General features: G+C 65.3%; 23 protein-coding genes and 1 pseudogene. 13 read left to right on the top strand and 11 right to left on the bottom strand.

The window, feature by feature from the left end; genetic code table 11:
- Positions 1 to 104: 104 nt before the first annotated feature.
- The 3 genes from TPAU_RS21300 (at position 105) to TPAU_RS21290 (ending at position 1,832) form a co-directional block, all read left to right on the top strand.
- Positions 105 to 350, top strand: coding sequence for a hypothetical protein (locus tag TPAU_RS21300; protein WP_013128822.1), 246 nt, complete (start codon positions 105 to 107; stop codon positions 348 to 350).
- A 160-nt stretch (positions 351 to 510) separates the two neighbouring features.
- A complete protein-coding gene (locus TPAU_RS21295) occupies positions 511 to 1,077 on the top strand; it encodes a DNA-binding protein (protein ID WP_245537958.1) in 567 nt (188 codons plus the stop codon).
- Positions 1,074 to 1,832 carry a nucleotidyl transferase AbiEii/AbiGii toxin family protein gene (locus TPAU_RS21290; RefSeq protein ID WP_086012739.1) on the top strand — a complete coding sequence of 253 codons (759 nt, stop codon included), beginning with the start codon at positions 1,074 to 1,076 and terminating at the stop codon, positions 1,830 to 1,832. Before TPAU_RS21295 ends, TPAU_RS21290 begins: the two co-directional genes overlap by 4 nt.
- A 98-nt stretch (positions 1,833 to 1,930) precedes the next feature.
- Here TPAU_RS21290 and TPAU_RS23765 read toward each other — a convergent pair whose 3' ends face one another.
- Positions 1,931 to 2,056, bottom strand: a complete 126-nt coding sequence (locus tag TPAU_RS23765) for a hypothetical protein (RefSeq protein ID WP_013128819.1) — start codon at positions 2,054 to 2,056, stop codon at positions 1,931 to 1,933.
- 406 nt (positions 2,057 to 2,462) lie between these two features.
- Here TPAU_RS23765 and TPAU_RS21285 point away from each other — a divergent pair, with 406 nt between their 5' ends.
- Positions 2,463 to 2,840, top strand: coding sequence for a hypothetical protein (locus TPAU_RS21285; RefSeq protein ID WP_013128818.1), 378 nt, complete (start codon positions 2,463 to 2,465; stop codon positions 2,838 to 2,840).
- Between the two features lie 106 nt (positions 2,841 to 2,946).
- On the opposite strand, the gene TPAU_RS21280 is transcribed toward TPAU_RS21285, so the two are convergent.
- Genes TPAU_RS21280 through TPAU_RS21265 form a run of 4 tightly spaced genes read right to left on the bottom strand, consistent with a single transcriptional unit; the run spans position 2,947 to position 4,666 of the window.
- A complete protein-coding gene (locus TPAU_RS21280) occupies positions 2,947 to 3,174 on the bottom strand; it encodes a ribbon-helix-helix domain-containing protein (protein WP_013128817.1) in 228 nt (75 codons plus the stop codon).
- On the bottom strand, positions 3,171 to 3,752 hold the full coding sequence (locus TPAU_RS21275) for a ParA family protein (protein ID WP_013128816.1): 582 nt from the start codon (positions 3,750 to 3,752) through the stop codon (positions 3,171 to 3,173). The genes TPAU_RS21280 and TPAU_RS21275 overlap by 4 nt, the downstream gene beginning before the upstream one ends.
- Positions 3,753 to 3,775: 23 nt before the next feature.
- Positions 3,776 to 4,087: a hypothetical protein gene (locus tag TPAU_RS21270; RefSeq protein WP_013128815.1), complete on the bottom strand. Its 312-nt coding sequence runs from the start codon at positions 4,085 to 4,087 to the stop codon at positions 3,776 to 3,778.
- Positions 4,088 to 4,141: 54 nt separating this feature from the next.
- Entirely contained in the window at positions 4,142 to 4,666 is a 525-nt protein-coding gene (locus TPAU_RS21265) for a hypothetical protein (RefSeq protein WP_147291144.1), read from the bottom strand.
- Positions 4,667 to 4,739: 73 nt separating this feature from the next.
- Here TPAU_RS21265 and TPAU_RS21260 point away from each other — a divergent pair, with 73 nt between their 5' ends.
- On the top strand, positions 4,740 to 4,988 hold the full coding sequence (locus TPAU_RS21260) for a hypothetical protein (protein ID WP_147291143.1): 249 nt from the start codon (positions 4,740 to 4,742) through the stop codon (positions 4,986 to 4,988).
- Position 4,989: 1 nt separating this feature from the next.
- On the opposite strand, the pseudogene TPAU_RS22620 reads toward TPAU_RS21260, so the two are convergent.
- Both TPAU_RS22620 and mobF read right to left on the bottom strand, forming a co-directional pair.
- Positions 4,990 to 5,542, bottom strand: a pseudogene (locus TPAU_RS22620) (recombinase family protein).
- Positions 5,543 to 5,657: 115 nt separating this feature from the next.
- Positions 5,658 to 8,756 carry a MobF family relaxase gene (gene mobF / locus TPAU_RS21250; RefSeq protein ID WP_187291005.1) on the bottom strand — a complete coding sequence of 1,033 codons (3,099 nt, stop codon included), beginning with the start codon at positions 8,754 to 8,756 and terminating at the stop codon, positions 5,658 to 5,660.
- 808 nt (positions 8,757 to 9,564) lie between these two features.
- Here mobF and TPAU_RS21245 point away from each other — a divergent pair.
- From TPAU_RS21245 to TPAU_RS22125, 5 genes are read left to right on the top strand one after another with little or no spacing between them, the layout of a single operon-like run.
- The gene (locus TPAU_RS21245; protein ID WP_013128812.1) at positions 9,565 to 10,041 is read left to right on the top strand and encodes a helix-turn-helix domain-containing protein; all 477 of its coding nucleotides are present in this window, start codon (positions 9,565 to 9,567) and stop codon (positions 10,039 to 10,041) included.
- Positions 10,041 to 10,361, top strand: a complete 321-nt coding sequence (locus TPAU_RS21240) for a hypothetical protein (protein ID WP_013128811.1) — start codon at positions 10,041 to 10,043, stop codon at positions 10,359 to 10,361. Before TPAU_RS21245 ends, TPAU_RS21240 begins: the two co-directional genes overlap by 1 nt.
- 30 nt (positions 10,362 to 10,391) lie before the next feature.
- Positions 10,392 to 11,420, top strand: coding sequence for a permease (locus TPAU_RS21235; RefSeq protein ID WP_013128810.1), 1,029 nt, complete (start codon positions 10,392 to 10,394; stop codon positions 11,418 to 11,420).
- Positions 11,417 to 12,154 carry a hypothetical protein gene (locus TPAU_RS21230; RefSeq protein WP_013128809.1) on the top strand — a complete coding sequence of 246 codons (738 nt, stop codon included), beginning with the start codon at positions 11,417 to 11,419 and terminating at the stop codon, positions 12,152 to 12,154. Before TPAU_RS21235 ends, TPAU_RS21230 begins: the two co-directional genes overlap by 4 nt.
- 13 nt (positions 12,155 to 12,167) lie before the next feature.
- Positions 12,168 to 12,800, top strand: coding sequence for a hypothetical protein (locus TPAU_RS22125; protein WP_013128808.1), 633 nt, complete (start codon positions 12,168 to 12,170; stop codon positions 12,798 to 12,800).
- Between the two features lie 29 nt (positions 12,801 to 12,829).
- Here the strand turns inward: TPAU_RS22125 and TPAU_RS23020 are convergent, their stop codons facing one another.
- The 4 genes from TPAU_RS23020 to TPAU_RS21205 are packed head-to-tail and all read right to left on the bottom strand — an operon-like array spanning position 12,830 to position 14,638.
- Complete coding sequence (locus tag TPAU_RS23020; protein ID WP_115330055.1) at positions 12,830 to 13,597, bottom strand: CPBP family intramembrane glutamic endopeptidase; 768 nt, start codon at positions 13,595 to 13,597, stop codon at positions 12,830 to 12,832.
- Positions 13,598 to 13,613: 16 nt separating this feature from the next.
- Positions 13,614 to 13,985, bottom strand: a complete 372-nt coding sequence (locus tag TPAU_RS21215; RefSeq protein WP_013128806.1) for a hypothetical protein — start codon at positions 13,983 to 13,985, stop codon at positions 13,614 to 13,616.
- A gap of 45 nt (positions 13,986 to 14,030) precedes the next feature.
- The gene (locus TPAU_RS21210) at positions 14,031 to 14,348 is read right to left on the bottom strand and encodes a CopG family ribbon-helix-helix protein (RefSeq protein ID WP_013128805.1); all 318 of its coding nucleotides are present in this window, start codon (positions 14,346 to 14,348) and stop codon (positions 14,031 to 14,033) included.
- A gap of 2 nt (positions 14,349 to 14,350) precedes the next feature.
- Complete coding sequence (locus TPAU_RS21205) at positions 14,351 to 14,638, bottom strand: hypothetical protein (protein ID WP_013128804.1); 288 nt, start codon at positions 14,636 to 14,638, stop codon at positions 14,351 to 14,353.
- Between the two features lie 219 nt (positions 14,639 to 14,857).
- Between TPAU_RS21205 and TPAU_RS22615 the strand changes: the two genes are divergently transcribed.
- The 3 genes from TPAU_RS22615 (at position 14,858) to TPAU_RS22605 (ending at position 17,269) form a co-directional block, all read left to right on the top strand.
- Positions 14,858 to 15,529, top strand: a complete 672-nt coding sequence (locus TPAU_RS22615; RefSeq protein ID WP_013128803.1) for a sporulation delaying protein family toxin — start codon at positions 14,858 to 14,860, stop codon at positions 15,527 to 15,529.
- Between the two features lie 94 nt (positions 15,530 to 15,623).
- Positions 15,624 to 16,163, top strand: coding sequence for an SdpA family antimicrobial peptide system protein (locus TPAU_RS22610; RefSeq protein WP_115330051.1), 540 nt, complete (start codon positions 15,624 to 15,626; stop codon positions 16,161 to 16,163).
- Positions 16,157 to 17,269 carry a sporulation-delaying protein SdpB family protein gene (locus tag TPAU_RS22605; protein WP_013128801.1) on the top strand — a complete coding sequence of 371 codons (1,113 nt, stop codon included), beginning with the start codon at positions 16,157 to 16,159 and terminating at the stop codon, positions 17,267 to 17,269. The genes TPAU_RS22610 and TPAU_RS22605 overlap by 7 nt, the downstream gene beginning before the upstream one ends.
- Positions 17,270 to 18,091 lie beyond the last annotated feature (822 nt).

The raw sequence follows: 18,091 nt of genomic DNA, 5'->3' as shown, positions 1-18,091 counted from the left end.
TTCTCGGCGGGAGGGAGGCTGGGCGGTTGCAGGGCGACCGGTATGCGCGTCAGATGAGGATGGCGATAGCTGCTGTTGAGGTTCTACGCAATGACCCTGCTCGCATGCTGGATCCGCGGCTGCGCACCAGACTTGAGGGAAATTTCGGTAGCGTCAAGGGCGAGTTCTACAGCCGCTGCTACCGGCAGTGGGTGCACCTGCTCTCGGTGGGTGATGTGGAATTGCTCGCTGCGCAGATCACAGCTGACACTGACTTTGGTGGCGGACTCCGCACACTGTCGCCTCTTGGGATCCTGGTCTCTCCGGAGACACGCCGGCGGATCGTAATCGATCTTGCGCGTAACCTCTAAACACTAGTTATTGCAGAAATAGGTCGACTGCGCGACCATATAGCGTATGAGTGCTGAGATGTCGGTCGCGGATGCAGCGGAGAGGCTGCAGGTGACCCCGCGGCAGGTCGCGCGACTCGCGAACCGCGGTGAGCTGACAGTGGCTCGGACAGTTGGGGGTGTGCTGCTGCTCGATGGCGCGTCGGTGCACCGTCGGGCGCAGGCCCGCCCGCACCGTGGCCGTCCGTTGAGTGCGGCCGCGGCGTGGGCGGCTCTCGCGCTGCTCTCTGACGAGTCGGTGGACTGGGTAGATCCGCCGGTGCTTTCCCGGCTGCGCGCGCGATTGCGGCGCAGCAGCGCGGAGGAGGTGGCCTGGCTAGTACGCCGGCGCATGGCCAGGGTCAAGCGTATGCAGGGGTGGGGCGACAATACGGGACTGCTGGCGACCGGTACCAGTGTGCTTGCCGACCCCTACTGGGGCGAGCTCTTTGGACTGGCGACCGTCCACCGAGACGACTTCGAGGGCTACGTTGCCGAGGATCGGGTCGAATCCACGGCGCGGGACCTGGGGCTCATCGAGGCCCCTAGGGGCGAGTATTACCTTCGGGTTGTGCCGACCGAAGCGCGGTGGCCGGTCGACGAGATCTACATCGCTACGGTGGCCGTTGACCTGATGGAATCGCTAGATACTCGAGAAGCCGCGGCCGGCCACCGCGTGCTGACGCAGTTGCTCGGACAGGTTTCGTGACGGGTAAGGAGCGGCCGCAGTGGCAGGTTGAGGCCCCTCCCGGCGGGTGGGCGCCTCCGTGGCCGCAGCTCGTCGAGCTGGTGCGTGCGATCCCTCACGAGAAGTGGACGCTCGTCGGAGGCCTGATGGTGCAGTTGCACGCAGCTCACGCCGGGATGCAGCTGACGCGGCCCACCGTCGACGTCGACATGGTGATCCACATCGAGACCGGCGCTGCAACCTGGGGGAGCATCCGTGAGCAGCTAGAAGGACTCGGATACGTACTTAGCGAGCCCGTAGGTGATGGGCCGGTGCACCGATTCACCCGCGGCCCTCGGAAACAGGAGCAGGTCGACGTGATGGTCGCCGACCATCTGCCACCGTCTCAGCGGCCGCGTGTGCTCAAGCGGGAGGTGTTCGCTGTGCCTGGGGGCACCTCGGCGCTACGCAAAACCGTGAACTGCGAAATCAACACCGATCAGGGGATTGTCGTGGTCAGCGTCCCCGATGTGCTCGGTGCGCTCGTACTGAAGGGTGCCGCCTATCGGTCCGATCCGCGCGACCGGGATCGACACCTCGACGACGCTGCGATCCTAGCCTGCACAGTTAAGAACCCAGTCCAGCACAAGAAGCGGATGATTGGACACGATCGCTCCCGCGTGCAGCTTCTGTGGGAGGCGCTGGAGGATCCTGGGCACCGAGCATGGGTCGCGCCTGGTGAGCCGTGGGCGACCCGTGGCCGCAGTGCCCTTGAGGTTCTCGCGGCAAATCCCTGACCTCTGGCACCAAGAAACGTCCCCTGACTACGATGAAGCCGCCTGGTCCTGCGGGAACAGGAGACAGGCGGCTTCATTGCCTTCATCGGGTTGTGGGGTCAGAACATGAGCAGTAGCAGCTCGACGCCGAGCCGGGCGACGTTGACGGCGAAACTAGCAATCGCCCAACGCTCGCCCGGCTTCCGCTTCTTCCTGCCGCGCTTGCGTGATGTCGGTGCCTTCAATGGCCTCACCTCCTTTCGGTCGAGCACGTTGTAGCCGATCTGGTGGCCCGATCAGTTACGGGGCGCGACCACGGCGGTCACGCGGTCATAACCCTGCATGCCGGGGGTGCAGAAAGGCAGGGACACGCGGGGGATTCGTACGCGCGGCAGATACAGCCGAGGGCGAAGAGATTGGAATACAGCGCCTTACCTGCATAAACACGAACTTCCGCGTGTCGCTTGCGGCTTACTCGCTTCGTCTGCTAGCAGGCAGACTGCTAAGCTGATATCTGTAGCCGCCCTATCGAGGTGGGGTTGAAAGTGAGCCGCAGGATTACTCGCCGGATGACGAGGCCTGCGGCTCGCGTCTTTCTCAAGCGCCCGGAGGTGCTGGAACGTAGCGAACCCAGCTGAGAGGGGAGGCGTAGTGACGGCACGTGCTTACGACCAGTTCGGCCCCTTCTACGACTCGACCGGGGTGGCCGACTGGCTTGGAATCAGTAAGCATGCGCTCGCCGAGCGCGTCGACGCCGGCACCGTCGTAGCGTGTCTGCAGGATGACGCCCACCGGACCTGGGTGTACCCGGCCTGGCAGTTCACCGAAAACCGCACCGTCATCCCGGGGCTTATCGAGGTGTGGCAGATCCTGCAGCAACCTGCAGCAGATCCGTGGATCGCGATCATGTGGCTTCAGGCACCCAATAGTGCGCTGCACGGCGCGAGCGTCGTCGAGCATCTACGTGCAGGAGGTGCGCTCGCTCCGGCTCTCGCTACAGCGCGTGAGGATGCTGCACGGTGGAGCTGAGGTCCAGACCATGCCTCCGCGTAGCCGATCTGTTCCGCAACGGGTTCCGTCGAGGACTGGCCCGGATCACCCATATCGACATACAGACATATGTATGTCGGTATGGCTACTTGCTTCGGGATTGAAGCACCCAGGCTATCCCTTCGTTGACCAGGGCGGTCATGGTCGTATCTTCGTCAAGCGCAAGCTGTTTCAGTGCCCGCACATCATCGGTTGACAGGTATAAGGTCGTGCGCTTCACGTCCGAGCGCTCCGACTTGAGCACGTCAGCGACCGGCTTCGCCGCTGCCGCGGGCTGGACCCGCTTCTGCACCTTGCTCCGTAGATCGCTCACACCAGCACTCCCATCAACTCATCGAGCACGTCGTCATATCCGTAGAGCGGCCACCGCGGAGCGGTGCCGTACGCCTTCCTGATTCCCTCGCGGCGCAGGATCGGGGTCGTAGCCACGGCGACACCCTCGTCATCGAGGGCCGCGCGAACCTCGGTCGCGAGCGTTGTATTCAGCGCTACACCGGTCAACAACACGACAGTGGGCTTGTGTGCCGTCACTTCGAGGGTCGGCCAGACGCGGCGCACATCGAGCGGCGAGACGCCAGTAGGGATCACCACGAGGTCGGCCACCTCGAGTGACGGCGCGATCACCGACGCCGTGCCGGGCGGGGTATCGATGATGCTGAGGTCTACGCCCGGCGTCGGGCGAAGGCTACGGGCGGTCACTGTACGGACGGGGAACGGCAGCGGGTCGCCGGCCTGGGCTGCATCGTCGGCCCACTCCCCCGCAGATCGCTGCGGATCGGCGTCGAGCAGCTCGACCGTCATGCCGCGCTTATGAGCGGCCGCGCCGAGATAGATCGAGCTGGTCGTCTTGGCGACACCGCCCTTGGTGTGGACGAATGCAACGGTGGACATATGTATGTCTTTCTGTCGGTATGTCAGTTGAGGGACTGCGCTAGGGCGGCGACATGCTCGGACTCCCAGGAGCCGGGACGGCCGGAAATGAGCGTGTCGACGCCGCCGACGCGATCGGCAACGTCGCACAGCACGGACGCGAGGAAGTCCGAGAAGTCGATGGGCTCTGCCGGGCCGTTCCACAGTGGCCGGCCACCCTCTTCGAGCGGGCCGGACCGATCGCCGGACGTACGACGTTGCATTTGAGCTGCGGCGACAAGCAGGTCGGTGACCTGGGTTCGGACTTCATCGAGGCGCGGGTCGATGGGCACGCCCTCGGGGAGCTGATTCGACATATCTACATCATGGCAGACTGCCATACGTATGTCTATATGCTTCCGGCTCGCCTCCTAGAACTCGTCGCGCCACCCGGCGACCCCTTGAGGACCGAGGTAGATAAGGCCATTGACGACTGTTGTGCCTGCTGGCAGTTCTTCGCCGTGCACGAACCCGAGCACACCGACGTAGTCCGCCGCCTGATCGAGGAACTTGGCGCAGTTGCGCGTGTCCTGGGGATCGAGCGGAGGAGTCAACCCTAGAAGCGATCGAGGCTGCTTGCCGCGGAGAGCTGTACGCAGATCCTCCGCGGCGGCCTGGGCCTCGTCCATCATGATCTCAACGACGACTCCTGCCATGATGCCGTCGTGTCCGATGAGGAGCGTTCGAGCTTGAGCATCCAACGGCCGTTCTTTCAGGTATCCGACTCCGAGTTCCCAGCTACCTTTGCGGGCTGCCTTCATGAATCGCAGATCGCCCCGAAAGTCCATGTCCCATTTGGCTGTCACTTCCGTCGGTAGCGGCCGCGCGGCGCGTAACCGGGCGTAGGTCTTCTGCTCCGTGTCCAACAGAAATCGCGTGTACTCACGTTTGTTCACGTCGTAGACGGTACGAGCTGGCGACGACACAGCAAGGAACATACTGACATATATATGTCAGTATGTTGCAGTGGTGAGAGAGTCTGGCAGTACGTTGAGCCGGGAAGCCCGCAAAGAGGAGGTGCCCCTTTTGAAGGAAGACATGCCGGCGGCTCGAACGTTCGGACAGTCCCCGGACCTGGTGATTCCTGATAACTTCGACGCCCCACTGCCCAACGACGAGCAAGCTTTCTGGGATGCCTCGGCGGATTCGCCTCAGGCGCAGTGGGAGGCAGATTCGACGACGACAACGCCGGAAATCGAGGCCGTCGATCAGAAGTAGATCACTCCTCCTCGCCGAGAGCGCGGTAGACACTGGAACGCGATACGCCGAGTGTGCGGGCGATCTCGGTCTTGGCGGTCCCCGCAGCCGCGAGGTTCGCGATCGCCAGGCGGGTCGATTCTGCGAGCTTGGGCCGGCCAATCGCGGCGCCTGGCCGCGCGCGCGGCCGCGAGGCCGGCGCGGGTGCGCTCGCGGCCGAGGTCACGCTCGAACTCTGCGACGGCCGCGAGGGTGTGGAAGACGAGGCGACCGCCTGGCGTGGTGGTGTCGATGCCCTCGGTGAGTGATCGCAGCTCGATACCTTCGGCGGCCAGGTGCTCGACGGTGGCGAGCAGGTGGGGGAGTGAGCGGCCCAGGCGATCGAGTTTCCATACCGTCAGAACGTCCCCTGAGCGGGCGTACGCGAGGAGGTCGGTAAGACCCGGCCTGTCTGCTCGGGCCCCACTGGCCGTGTCCGTCCAGACGCGCTCAGCCCCGGCCGCAGCGAGCGCGTTGTGTTGTAGCGCGGGGTCTTGATCGGCAGTCGAGACGCGGGCGTATCCGAGCGTGGTCACACCTGCAGGATCGCACGGCAGTGTGTCAGAAAACCCGGACCGTTGAGCCTCGGGTAGGCCGCACATTTGCACGTACGATTCGATGTATGGCGATCTACGCAGGCGACTTTCCCGACTACCGAGCGCTCGCTCCGCTACTGGGCCTGCGCCTCGATACCGTCAACCCGACCGGCGGGTTCAAGGTGTCGACGGTGGCCCCCTGTGAGCGGTGGATGGTCAGTGCGTAGCCGAGTTCGGTGTTTGCGCGCAGGTAGTCGGCGGGCAGTTCGATGCGTCCACCGTCGTCGATGTTGCGGGCGGTGATGCCGCCGTCTCGGTCGATCTTTTCGACCGTCCACAGTTCGCCGTTGGCGATCGGCATGCGGTCGTGGCTGCCGCCGCGGCGTTTGATCTTGATGTTGTCGCGGGTGACGATGATGTCGCCGCGGCCGGCGGTCAGGCCGTCGGAGAGGCTGACGGTGCGGTCGGTGCGGTCGGTCCCGGTCTCGCGGTGGTGGGCTTGCAGCATCTCGTTGAGGGTCTTGACATCGGCGCGGGTGGTGGCGACAACCATCGCGTTGGATCCGCGTTGCTGATCGGCGAGGTGGGCGGCGACGACATCGGTGAGCGCTGCTTCTTTGGCGCTGTGATGGTGGGTCCAGCCGCGCTCGTCGAACATGGTGAGGCTGTCGTGGTGACCGTCGCGCATCCGCAGACTGTTCTCGGCGGCGATCGTGTCGAGCCCCTTCTTAACGGTCTTCTCCACACCGTCTTCCACAACCTGTGTGGTGGCTGCGGCGAGGGTGCCGTCGGCGGCGCGTTCGGACTGGACGAACCGCACGACCTTCGTGAGGGTGGGCGCGTCGGTGTGTTTGGCGAGCAGTTCCAGTGCGCCGCCGCGGTCGACGGCGTCGAGCTGGAGGGGATCGCCGAGGAGGCGGACGACGGAGCCAGTGGCTTTGGCGATCCGGAGGATTTCGTGGAGATTGGCCGTGGATGCCATGCCCGCTTCGTCGACGAGCAGCATCGACCCGCGGGGGATGCGGCGGGTCATGCGCTCACGGAGCCTCTTGACTTGCGTGGTGTCACCGGCCTCGCGGGCGGCAGCGAGCGCCTTCATGTTCGCGGTGAAGAACACCACCTCGGTGTCGATGGTGCGGGCGGCATCGGCGGGGTCACCGCTAGTTCCCATACCCAGTTCGTCGCCGAGCTTCATAGCGGCGGCAGCGGACGGCGCGAGGGCGATGACCTTGCGGCCTTGCACGGATTGCGGCAGGCCGGTGGTGTTCTCCCACGCGGCGATCGTCGCCTTCATCGACGTCGTCTTGCCGGTGCCGGCAGGGCCGACACCGACGGCGAGTAGTGCGCCGGAGGAGCAGAAGTGCTCGACGAGGCGGGCCTGTCCTTCGTTGAGGGCGAAGCCGGTTTCCTCGCCCACCGCGGCGATCGCGGCCTTGACTGCGGCGTCGGTGGCGACGGTGCTGGTGACGGTCTCGGAGGCCAGGATCAGGTTGTGCTCGGACTCGACGACACGGGTGGAGGTGAGCAGTGTGGAGCCGACCGGGGTGAGGATGTGCTCGCCGTTGCGGCGCTGCATGGCCTCCGGTATCAGGCCGGTGCTGGTGTCGAGGACGGGATGGACGGCGTCGATCCGCAGGCTGTCCCTGGTGACCGCCGCGGTGACCTGCTCGATGAGATCGGCGCGGGCAACACCATCGGGAAGTGTGCCCTCGGTGGCCTGCTGCGCGACGACGATGGTGGCCCACCGGGTGACGGTGGTGGGGGACCAGCTGTTGAACCGTTGCTCGAGTTTGGCGGTGGTGAGGTCGGCGAGCTCGTCGACCGAAAGCCGCGCGGTGTCGGCGCGGAAATCGGTGAGTCGGGCGGCTTCGGCCTGGCAGTGTTCGAGCAGAGCTCGGCCGCGGGCGGCGTCCGGGTGCGCGGCGACATCGACCTTGCGGGCACGCTCTAGAGTTGCGCCGAGGCCGTGCACGACGGCGGCGCCGTCGCCCCGGTCGGCCGCGGAACCTGTTGCCAGGGCGGCCTTGGCGCGGCGGGTGTCCAGGTTCGCCTTCTGCCGCAGCTGGTAGCGAGCCGCGCGCCCGGGGGCGCGTTGGTGCCGGTCGATGTAGTCGGCTTCGAGTTCGGCGTAACGCTGCTCGATGGTCGCCGTGCGGCCGGCGTGCGAAGCGATACGAGTGTCGGTGATTCCCGCGATTTCCAGGACCGGCTCCTTGTCCGCGCCCTTGGACCGGGACCGGAACTCGACGCCGAGACGGTCGGTGAGCTTGTCGGCCAGGGCGGCGTTGTAGCGGGCGGAGGCGGTCGATGCGGCCTTGAACCACGGCGTGCCGTCGATGCTCGACCACCGGCCATCAGAGCCGAGAACCTTGTTCGACACCGCGTAGTGGGTGTGCAGGTTCGGCTCGCCGTCGCGGTTGTCGTAGTGATCAAAAGCAGCGATGACGAGCCCGCCGGCGTCGATCTGCGCCTCGCCCTTGCCGCCGCGGCGGGTCACCAGAGCGTTGTCTTCCAGGTAGCGGATCGACTCGTCCGCGGCCTCCCGGTGGCACGCCTCGATGGTGCGTCGGGTGTCCTCATCGCCGAGGGACCACAGCACCGACACGGACTTGACCGGGGTGAACGTCAGGTCGTATCCGGCGACGGGCTGGCGGGTGGCGGCGCGCTGCCGACCCGCCCACGCCCGCACCGCTTGCTCGCTCGGATCGACCTTGTTCGGGTGCGCGAGCTCGTAGTGCTCGCGGGCAGCGCGCATCCACATCTGGTCGCGTTCGGCGGCGTCCGGGCGGCGCTGCTGCCCTGCCTCGAACGCCTTGGTAGCGGCGGCGAAGTCCTTGAGGAACGGGCTCGGTGCGTTGGCGTAGAGCGGGAACCGCCGCCCGAGCCGGGTATCGCCGACGTCGGCGCCGGCGTCGATGAGCTGGTCCGCGTTCGGGTGCAGGCCCTCACCGAACAGGGCGCGCATCTGCGCCTCGGTGACCGCGCCGCCCACCAGGCCGCTCTCGCCCTCCGGGCTGCCGAACGCGGTGAGGTCGGCCAGTCCGCGGCCGGTCCACTGGCCGGGCGGGGTGCCGTTGGCGGCGTAGTAGTCCGATAGGGAGGTGCCGCGGCCGCGCTGCTGATCGGCGCTCGCAACGCTGCGGGTGAGGTAGGTGTAGCCGTCCCCAGCGTGCAGGACGTGCATCGTCATCACCACGGTCGACCACCTCCTCACCAGCATCATTTGCGGCCGTCAGGGCGCAAATCAGGGCCACGTACGTGGCCCAGAATACGGGTCAGCCCCGAAAGTCAGAAACTCTGCAAAAGGTGTGTCGATCTTTGTCCGGTCCCGCGTGCGGGATGCACCGCAGGTGCCAAGGGCAAAAGATCGTCCAGCGAAGCGGGTGGAGTTCTCGTAGCCGCGAAGCGGCAAGAGCTGGCCGCAGGCCAGACGGAGGCGAGCGGCGCGTGTAGCGCGTCCGGCGAGCAGGAGCAGGGCACCGCCCGGTGAAGTCAGGCCACAGCCCCGGCGGCGAGAGCCCGCAAGTCGATGCAGATCGTGAGAGAGCACAGGACCGCGGCCGGGCGGCGGGCGCGCGGCCCGGGTAGCCGCGGGGCGGCGGCGAAGCGGCGGCGAGGCGGGCCGCGCGGGGGCGTTTGTGTCAGGCCGTCAGGGCCTTCAGGATCACGACGGCGCGGGTAGCATCGTCGGTGACTGCACACGGCATCGGCACCGGCCCCCGGGATTCGCCTCACCCACGAAACCCGAAAGCCAGGTGCGCGTCTGCGCGACGCGGCCAAGCACCCTCCTGACGCCTCTCACCGGGCGCGAGGAGGGATCTTGCGCCAGCGATCGCCGTCGGTCCCCTTGGGCTCGCGCCGAGAGCGAGCACCCCACCCCTTTTTGCGGCCCCGCGTGGGCCGGACTGTCGCCACGGCGGTTGCGTGTCAGAGCTGACAGCGATTCGGGTGCGCGGGTGCGACTGCGGTCAGCGACCAACCAGGCGAGTGCCTGGATTTCCGGACAGGAAGGGGAAGCTGCAATGGCGGCACCGACGAGTGAGAAGACGAGCAAGGCAGCAAGCGGAGCGTCGGCAGGATCAACCGGGGCCCGGGTGAGCGCGCGTGATCGTGCGCGGGCAGCGGTCGCAGCCGCGGCCAGGGCCCGGCGCGAGCGGGAGAAGCGGCAAGAGGACGCGGTCACCGACTACTTCAAGGCGACTGAAGAGCTCGACAAGCTCGACGCCAAACGCGACGCGCAGCACCTGGCGCAGGCGATCGCGTTGGCGACGATGGCCGACGACGGCCTCAACCACAGCGACATCGCCGAGCTGACCGGCGCGAGCGCGAGCGAGGTCAGCCGATTGGTCTCCCGCGGCCGCAAAGCCAGCGCCGCGCCGCAGGAGAACACCACTGCCGCCGAGGGCGTGGCCGCTGGCACGGACGACGAGAGCTCGGGTGCCGACAACGGTGAGGGCGCGAACGGTGGCGCGTCGGCGGCGGAGCGGGTGCAGGCGTGATGTCCGCGGCGGCTCGCAGGGGCGCGGCCGGCGTGCGGTGCGAGAGAGGATCCGGAGGGCGACGGGCGGCGCTGGCCGCGAGCTGGGTGCTCGCGGTCGGCGCCGGCCTGGCCGTGACGGTCGCGGGCATCGTCTGGTGCAATGCCGTGCTGGCATCCGAGAGCACAGTGAAGGCGCTCGGGCTCGCAGCGAGTGTGGCGGCCGGCGCCGCGGTAGGTAGCGGCCTGAGCGCGATCGGTGTCGCGGTGATCGACCGCGCACCACGCTCGCAGGCCCGGCCAGCGCGAACGCGAACGCCGGCGTGGGGCCGGCGGCGATGAACACGCTCGCACCATGCCGCCGATGAGGCGATGGGAGCGGAGGCGGTCCACGTCGGCAGTGGGGGAGCGGGGCGAGCGAAGCTGGCGGCTGTGTTGCCGGCGGTGACGGTGATGCTGCTGGCGCTGTCGTCGCGGGCGGCCGGGCTGCGATGGCCGCAGGCCGCCGATGCGGTGGCGATCGCCGCAGCGGTGGTGATGCAGGCAGCGCCGTTCGTGGTCCTCGGTGCGGTCGCCGGCGGTGCGATCACCGCGGTATCGCAGCGGGTCGACCTCAGGCGGTGGGTGCCGCGCAGCCGTGTCGGTGCAGCCAGTGTCGGCGTAGCGGCGAGCGTTGGGGTGCTCGGGTGCGAGTGCGCGTCGGTGACGATCGCCCAGCGCCTCACAGCCGGTGGGATGTCGCGGGCGGCAGGGCTGGCGGTGATGTTCGCTTCTCCGGCGGTCAACCCGATCGTCGCGGTCGCGACGTTCACGGCGCTGCCGGGCGAGCCGCAGATCGCGCTCGCGCGGATCGCCGGCGGTGCTGTACTCGCCGCACTGGCGGCGGTGCTGCTGGACCGGTGGTGGCCCACCGCAGCCGCAGCGATCACCCGGTACCGGCTCAGCGGCACCAACCACAATGACGGGCACGGGCACGAGCACGGGGATAGCGGTCCTGTGATCGTCAGACAGGTCCTCAGCGATGCGGTTACCGGCATCGGTGCGCTGGTCGGCGCCGCGGTGATGGTCGCCGGGGTGCGCGCCGTGTTCGCGGTGACCGGGTTCCAGGTCAGCGAGACGGTACCGCTGCTGGTGGTCATGCTCGCCGCCGCGGCGGCGGCATACCTGCTCGCGGTGTGCTCGAGCTCGGATGCGTTCATCGTCGCTTCCTTCCCCGGTATGCCGGCCGCGGCGCAGCTGACGTTTCTGCTCGTCGGGCCCGTCGCTGACGTCAAGCTGACCGCGCTGCACGCGCGGGCGTTCAGCGCTCGCGTGGCAGCGAGGATCGCGGTGCTGGCGATCGCACTCGCGCTGCCGATCGCGGCCGTCGCCGCGGCAGTGATCGAGACGGTGACCGGATGAGCGCCCGCGAGTGGGCGCCGGCCGGCGCCGCGATCACCGTCGGCGCGGTTCTCGCCGCAGCCGCGCTGTCAGATCGGTACCTGTGGTTCGTACGCCCGACCTACCAACTGCCACTGCTGGCCACCGCCGCGGTCCTGGTGGTGTGCGGCATCATCGTCGTAGCGACCGGTATCGCCGGTCGCGGTCACACCGAGGCGCGAGAGGATCACCCGTGCAGCTGCACCGACCTCGAGCACGGCGACGGCCACCAGGCGCGCGCCGACGACTCGGGGGCGGGGCATGGGCTGACGGTGTGGCTGGCGCTCGCCGGCGCCGCGTTGATCGCGGTCTGCGCGACCGGACCGGTGACCGGAGCGTTGTCGTCGGGCAAGCCGCTCTTCGCCGGAGGCGAGCGGACCCCGGTCTTCAAGGCACTGCCCGACGGCGTCCCGACGGTGCCGCTGCATCAGATCGGCGGCCGGTTGCGGGTCGGGCAGACCCTCGATGGCCGAACCATCTCCGTCACCGGGCAGCTCGTCGACGAGGACGGCGGGCTGCGGATCGCGCGGATGCAGCTCACCTGTTGCGCCTCCGACGCGGTGCGTTCGTCGATCCGCATCACCGGCACCGGCCAGCTCGCACCGGGTACGTGGATCACCGCGACCGTGACCGCCGCCCGTGGGCCGGACGGGCCGCAGCTCACCGTCATCGAATCGGCGGTCATCGACCCGCCCCGCAACCCCTACGAGTCATGACCAGGCGGCGGCAATGATGAAAAGCCAGCACAGCAGTGGCAACAGCGGTGAGGCAGAGCTGGTGCAGCTCGCGTTCGAGATCCCCGGCCTGCCTGCCGTCGACGGCCAGGCCGGCGGCGCGGTCGCCCCAGGCGGGCGGGGGCGCGCGCCGCGGCGCGCCTTCACCGCGCCGCCACCGGCGGCCGCGGTCGCAGCGTTCGCCGGCAAGCTGGTCACCATCCCCACCGGCTGCCTGATCTTCACCGGCGCCATCTCCACCCCCGACGGGTACGGCCGCGTCACCATCTCCATGCCCGGTGAGGCTAAGCCGGTGACCGTCTCCGCTCACCGATTCGCCCTCTGGGCCCACCAAGGCCAGCTGCCCGCCGACGGCGTCCTCGAACACCACTGCAACGAACCCCTATGCGTAAGGGTCGCAGGCGCCCACGTGCACCCCTCCACCCAATCCGCGAACCTGCGCCACGCCATCAGCTCCGGCCGACACCACAACAGCGAAGCCGTCGTCGACTCCAGCCGCCGAGCGGAGCTGTCGGTCGCTGTCCGCGAACTGACCATCGCCCACCGCGACGGCACACCCTTCGACCTGAGTAGCTACCGGCGCCTCCGCGACATCACCGCCACGGCGCCCACCCTGCCGCTGTGGTGACCGCTGCTGCCTGCTCAGGAACCCTTTGGTCACCAGAGGTTCCACACAATGTCTGGGAAGTGGTTGGCGGTGTTGTAAGCCGCGTGCAGAGCCGCTGCTGGCCACACCGATCGAGAGGCGATCGCGATGGCGGCGCACCCTGCACCTAACACCCAGGTGGTAACGACGTTGAACCAGCCGTAGTCAAGATGAATCAGACCGAACAAGAGTGTCGTTGCAATCACCACGCCAGCCAGGACGCTGAGACGGGCCCGAGACGCATCGGTCATCCGGGCTCCGGCCAAGCCGAGCGCGGAACACGCCACGATGATCACGGGCACGCGAAAGATCACTTCCTCGCCTGCTGCGTGTGTCCAGTCCGTCCAGGTGAACGCCTCAGCTGCTTGCTGCTCGCTGTTCGCCAGTTGTTGCGCGGTCGAATCAGTCAGTGCAGGCCAGAGCTGGGGAAGATGCAGTGCAGTTAGACCTCGCGAGAGGGCGAAGCCAGCGGCTGCGCCTACGGGGAGCCACAGCCACCACCGTCGGGGTAAAGCAAATCCTAGCCAGCTGGCGGAGGGGAGAAGCGAGGACTGAGTAAGCCAATGCCCACCAACTACAACAACTATGCCGACCGTCGCGGCGACAGCCGCGAGCACGACTCCCCGCGAGAGGTCTTGTTCGTAAAGTTCTTCCGGTGCCATCAGCGCGACAATCGAAGCGGAAACCCAGATCACGCGGACGAGCACCAAGAGACAGGAAGCGTCAACCGGTCGGTTTGCAAAGAAGGCCCGAGCGCGCACAAGAAGGTCGGCGTTCATGCTGGCGCACCGTCTTCTAGTACGGGTAGTGGACGGGATACGACCGGGCCTGCGGAGCAATCACCGGCCCCTTGATCGCACCGAAGGCCACCGCGAAGAACGGGCCCAGGCCGAGCACGCAGGCCAAGGTGTGCCAGAACACCAGCCAATTGCGCCGCCGCCGCGCGACCCGGTACTGCCCGCGAGTGCGCGCCGCCAGCATCGCAGCCCGGGCATGAGCGCGTGGCTTGGCCAGGACGAACGCCAGCACCAGCCACAGCGGCCACGTCACGACGAACAGGCCGACGCCGATCAGGATCAGAGGTCGGACGTACATCTCGAAGAACGGCATCGGCGCATCAGCCGGATTACCGGCGGCCAGCATGATCGTCATAGCAGCGCTGTTCATGCCGATGATCCTCTCCAATGCCCCTGACAGGTAGATCCGGTCTTGCTATCCGGCCCGGTGGTTTTCATGTGCGTCGACGTAGTCGGCGATCGCTTCGCGCATCAGCTCGCTCGGTGTGCGCCCATCGGCCTCAGCGAGAGCGTCGACGCGTTTGCTCAGCGACTCTGGTAGCCGTACCTGGCGGCGCGGCGACGTCGCGCCAGACTCTTCCAGGCTAGGACGGCCGGCGCGGCGCAGAAGGTCCGCACCGGCGGCCGCGGCTGCGTCACCGCTGATGCCGCGCGATGGGTGGATCACAGGAGCGTCGGACTGCGCCCAGTCCGCCAGCCGGTTGTAGCGGCCCTGATCGATCTTCTTGCTCATCATCACTTCCCATTCATTCCGGGGATCCGTCCAGGAACTTCTTCCGCGCTTCGAGCACGCGTGTCGATCAAAACCGTGGACGGCGGGCTCACCTCGGCCATGACCTCGATCAGCGGAGCGCTCGGCTGCATGCTCGGGCCGATCCACAGATCCGGCTTGACCCCGAAGAGGACGCGCGGCTGAGCGAACTGCGGCTCGTGGCAGCGGGCGTTGCTGATGACATGCATCGCGACGGCGATGGTGAATCCGTGTCGTACGGCGCCTTCAATGAACTCGATGGCCACACACATTTCGAACCTCGCGATATCCCCACGGCGCCCTCCTTGCCGCCCTGGTGAAGCGCGGCGAATCACGCGGGAGGTGGCTCATACCAGGTGCTTACGTACCAAGTGCTTACGAACCGTTGACGACGCGTCCGAGCTGTGCGAGCCTGAGAGTGTCCTTAGTGAGACGCACTACATCTCGCGGCGTGAGACCGCACGCTGCGGATCCTTGGAGGGGAACCACGCATGAACAACACCAAGCGACGCGCGACCGCACTCATTGCAGCAACATGCATCGCGGGGGCGGCTGTGACAGCTGCGCCTGCTCTAGCCCAGCCTGTTTCAAGCCCTCTACCCGCCAGTCCAGCGGCTACCGGCGGAACAGGCGGCGAAGAAATCTTCCGCGCGGTGCTCCTTGGAGAGGGCCCCCTGGCACAGAAACTGGCCGCCAGCAATCCGGAACTGCTGTCGAAGTTGGCTTCAGCCTACCCGCAGAACAATACTCCTCAAGCGCTGGCTGCTGGCAATCTGATCGTCGACAAGATCAATGCTAAGAACCCTGGCTATTTCGCACAATTCAAGAGCGCTACCACCAGCGGTGACCCCTACGCGGTCGAAGCAGCAATCAATGACGGTCCCGTACAGATCCGCAGCGCTGGAATAACCACAAAAGAGATCGAAACTGAAGCGCCGGAATGCGGAGTCTTTCCCTTTGTCGCACTGGCAGTATTCCACGTCGCTGCCGCGGTAACAACCGTAGGGGGAGCGGTCTTTGAGCTGGCAGCTGTGGCGGCTAACGCAGTGTACGCCCAGAATGTCTTGTGGCCTAATGCAGAGCGCGCGAACGGGACAGCTTCCAGCCTAGATCGAGATCGATTCATGGGGCAGCTCACGAAATCGCTGCAAAACGTTGGATAGAGGCGGCACGAGCGGCGCCGCTGACTCCACCGAAGAGACGTCGTCCGTAACAGACGCTAACCCTGCGGTCTATGCGACCGTGCCACGTCGCATCATGGCAATTGTGGCGGCCCCCTTTGTGGTGATCTGCTTTTACGTGGCAGCAGCATGGCTGCCAGCGACGCCGTTCCACCTTCCAGGCCAGGCAGAGTATGTTCGTAGCGGCTTAGCTGCGCTATCTCCGCAAGGCTGGGCATTTTTCACGAAGTCGCCTATGGAGGACTCGTTCGCACTGTACAAGGTCGAAACCAAAGGAATTGCAGCACCGGTCGGAGACTTTCCTTACAGCAAGCCCGGTAATGTGTTCGGTTTGGATCGCGAGCCCCGGAAACAGTCAATGGAGATGGCTGTTGCGTTGAAAAGGATTTCTAGCGACAGCTGGCGGCGGTGCAAATCGAAGGATGCGGCAACCTGTGCCGGCCAGGCCAGTTTAGATGACAAGCCTGTTAATATGGCGAAATCTGAAACACCTTCGCCGACATATTGCGGGCGAATCGAGGTAGTGCGCATGAAGACTACGCCGTGGGCTTGGCGGGATCTGAATGTACCAGCGCGCGCGGCAACAGAGGCTACCAGCGTGGAGGTGCAATGCTGACCGATCTACGAGTCCCAGCACCCTGGACGAGCACGATCGGGCTGGTTCGAAGTTTGATCGCACTTTCACTAGCAGGCACTCTTACGTTCTCGTCGCCAAATTCGCTCTTCACGTATCGTCTTGATACCGGCTTGGCTCCAACATGCACCGGGATAAATCAGGCATTTGCATTCTGTCTTGTCGAACGCTCCTATCTTGGCTGGATGCAAACGCTGGCAGTCATAGTGCTACTGGTGATTGCCAGCGGATGGCGCCCTCAATTCACCTGTTTACCGCACTGGTACGTTCAAGCCAGCTTCATCACTGCGGTAGCTGCACCCGACGGTGGCGAGCAGGTAGCCACGATCATGACGCTGCTCCTGCTGCCAATCTGCCTGACTGACAGTCGTCGCTGGGCATGGCAGGCTTATCGCCCTAAACCGGGTAGTCAATCCTCCACTTCGAACAAGACTTCTTACGCTTTCGCGATTGCAGCCGTGGGTGTATTGCTCATGAAACTTCAGGGCGCGATTATATACTTCCAGTCGTCTGTATCGAAACTGTCCCACGATGAATGGGCAAACGGAACAGCCTTCTACTACTGGAGCACAGACCCGGCCTTCGGGATGACCCAGTGGCTACACTCGCTATTAGCACCTCTGCTTTCGAACCCGTGGACGCTGCCATTGTTCACATGGGGTCCGCTACTAATAGAAATTTTTTTGGTCTTCGCTCTGTTTTCATCCAACACTCGATTTCGAAGAATAATGCTTGCAATGGGAATCGGGTTTCATCTTCTAATCGGCATATTCCTCGGCCTGTGGAGCTTCGCCATTACAATGTGGGCGGTGGATATTGTCATGCTTGTGCCGTTAGGGTGGAGCCTGCAGAAATTTCTACCACAACTCGCTAAAGTTACTTTTCCGATTAGATCACTTGGAGACAATCTGGCGCGGGGACGTGCCGGTAGCGCCCGGAGAGAAGAAGCACGCCACGACAATGCCGACCACCGCCGCAATTCCGGCAACACCACAAATCTGGTCCAAAGAAGGAGGCAGAGCGCGGCCCGCATCGGCAATACCGAATTGTCCGAAAAGGACCAGCAAGAGAAGGCTGTTAACAAATAGCGGTACCCCAGAAGCGACCGCAGCGAGCACTCTCGCCACTATCGGGCGCGGTCGGCGTACCGTTATCGCTATGGCAAACGAAGCGGTTACAACCAGTGTGAGGGCGACGCCGATTCCAACGAAGAACAGAGGAGGTTCGGTGTTGACGACCTCACCATGCTTCCACTGCGCCGCCGCTGGATTAGGCAGATCAGCGTAGCTAAACGCGACTGAAGCACCGGTAAAAATAGCCACTACTACGTTCACGATAGTGAACGCCCTCACTAGTGGTGAGATCGTCTCGAAAGAGGTACGGAGTTGCATACGCACCATTATTGCACCGCAGCACTCGAAGCGCCATACAATCAGGGTTTGGAGATACAGTGATTATTACGAACTCGCGCGTACCGCTCGTCCCTGGACTACTTATCGCGATATCTGCTGCCGCATGTGGATTCGGTGTCTCGTGGCTGATAGACGGCACCAAATCAACCTCTTCAACGCTATCCCGGGGGTTACTGCTGAGCCTTCTCCTGATGGCCCTACTCACTGCTATTGCGTGGCCAGGAATAACGGTGCATGTCTCGTCGAAGAACGTCACGATCAAAGGATTCTGGGTTGGGCAAAGGACGGTACCCATCGACGACATCGCTAAAGCCGAAGAAGCGAAGAGCTTGTGGCGACATGGGATAGGTTTCGCTCGTCGATCCGGGTCTCTTACCGGCTACGTGTCCGGCCCAGGGCCAGCGGTTCTGATCACACTTAATGACCAACGATCGGTACTGGTAAGCACACCCGAACCTGTCCGTGTTGCGAGAGCAATCGAAAGGCAGGTCTAAATTT

Origin of the sequence: Tsukamurella paurometabola DSM 20162 (assembly GCF_000092225.1) — a bacterium.
Classification (GTDB): Bacteria; Actinomycetota; Actinomycetes; order Mycobacteriales; family Mycobacteriaceae; genus Tsukamurella; species Tsukamurella paurometabola.
This window is presented reverse-complemented; position numbering and strand designations above follow the sequence as displayed.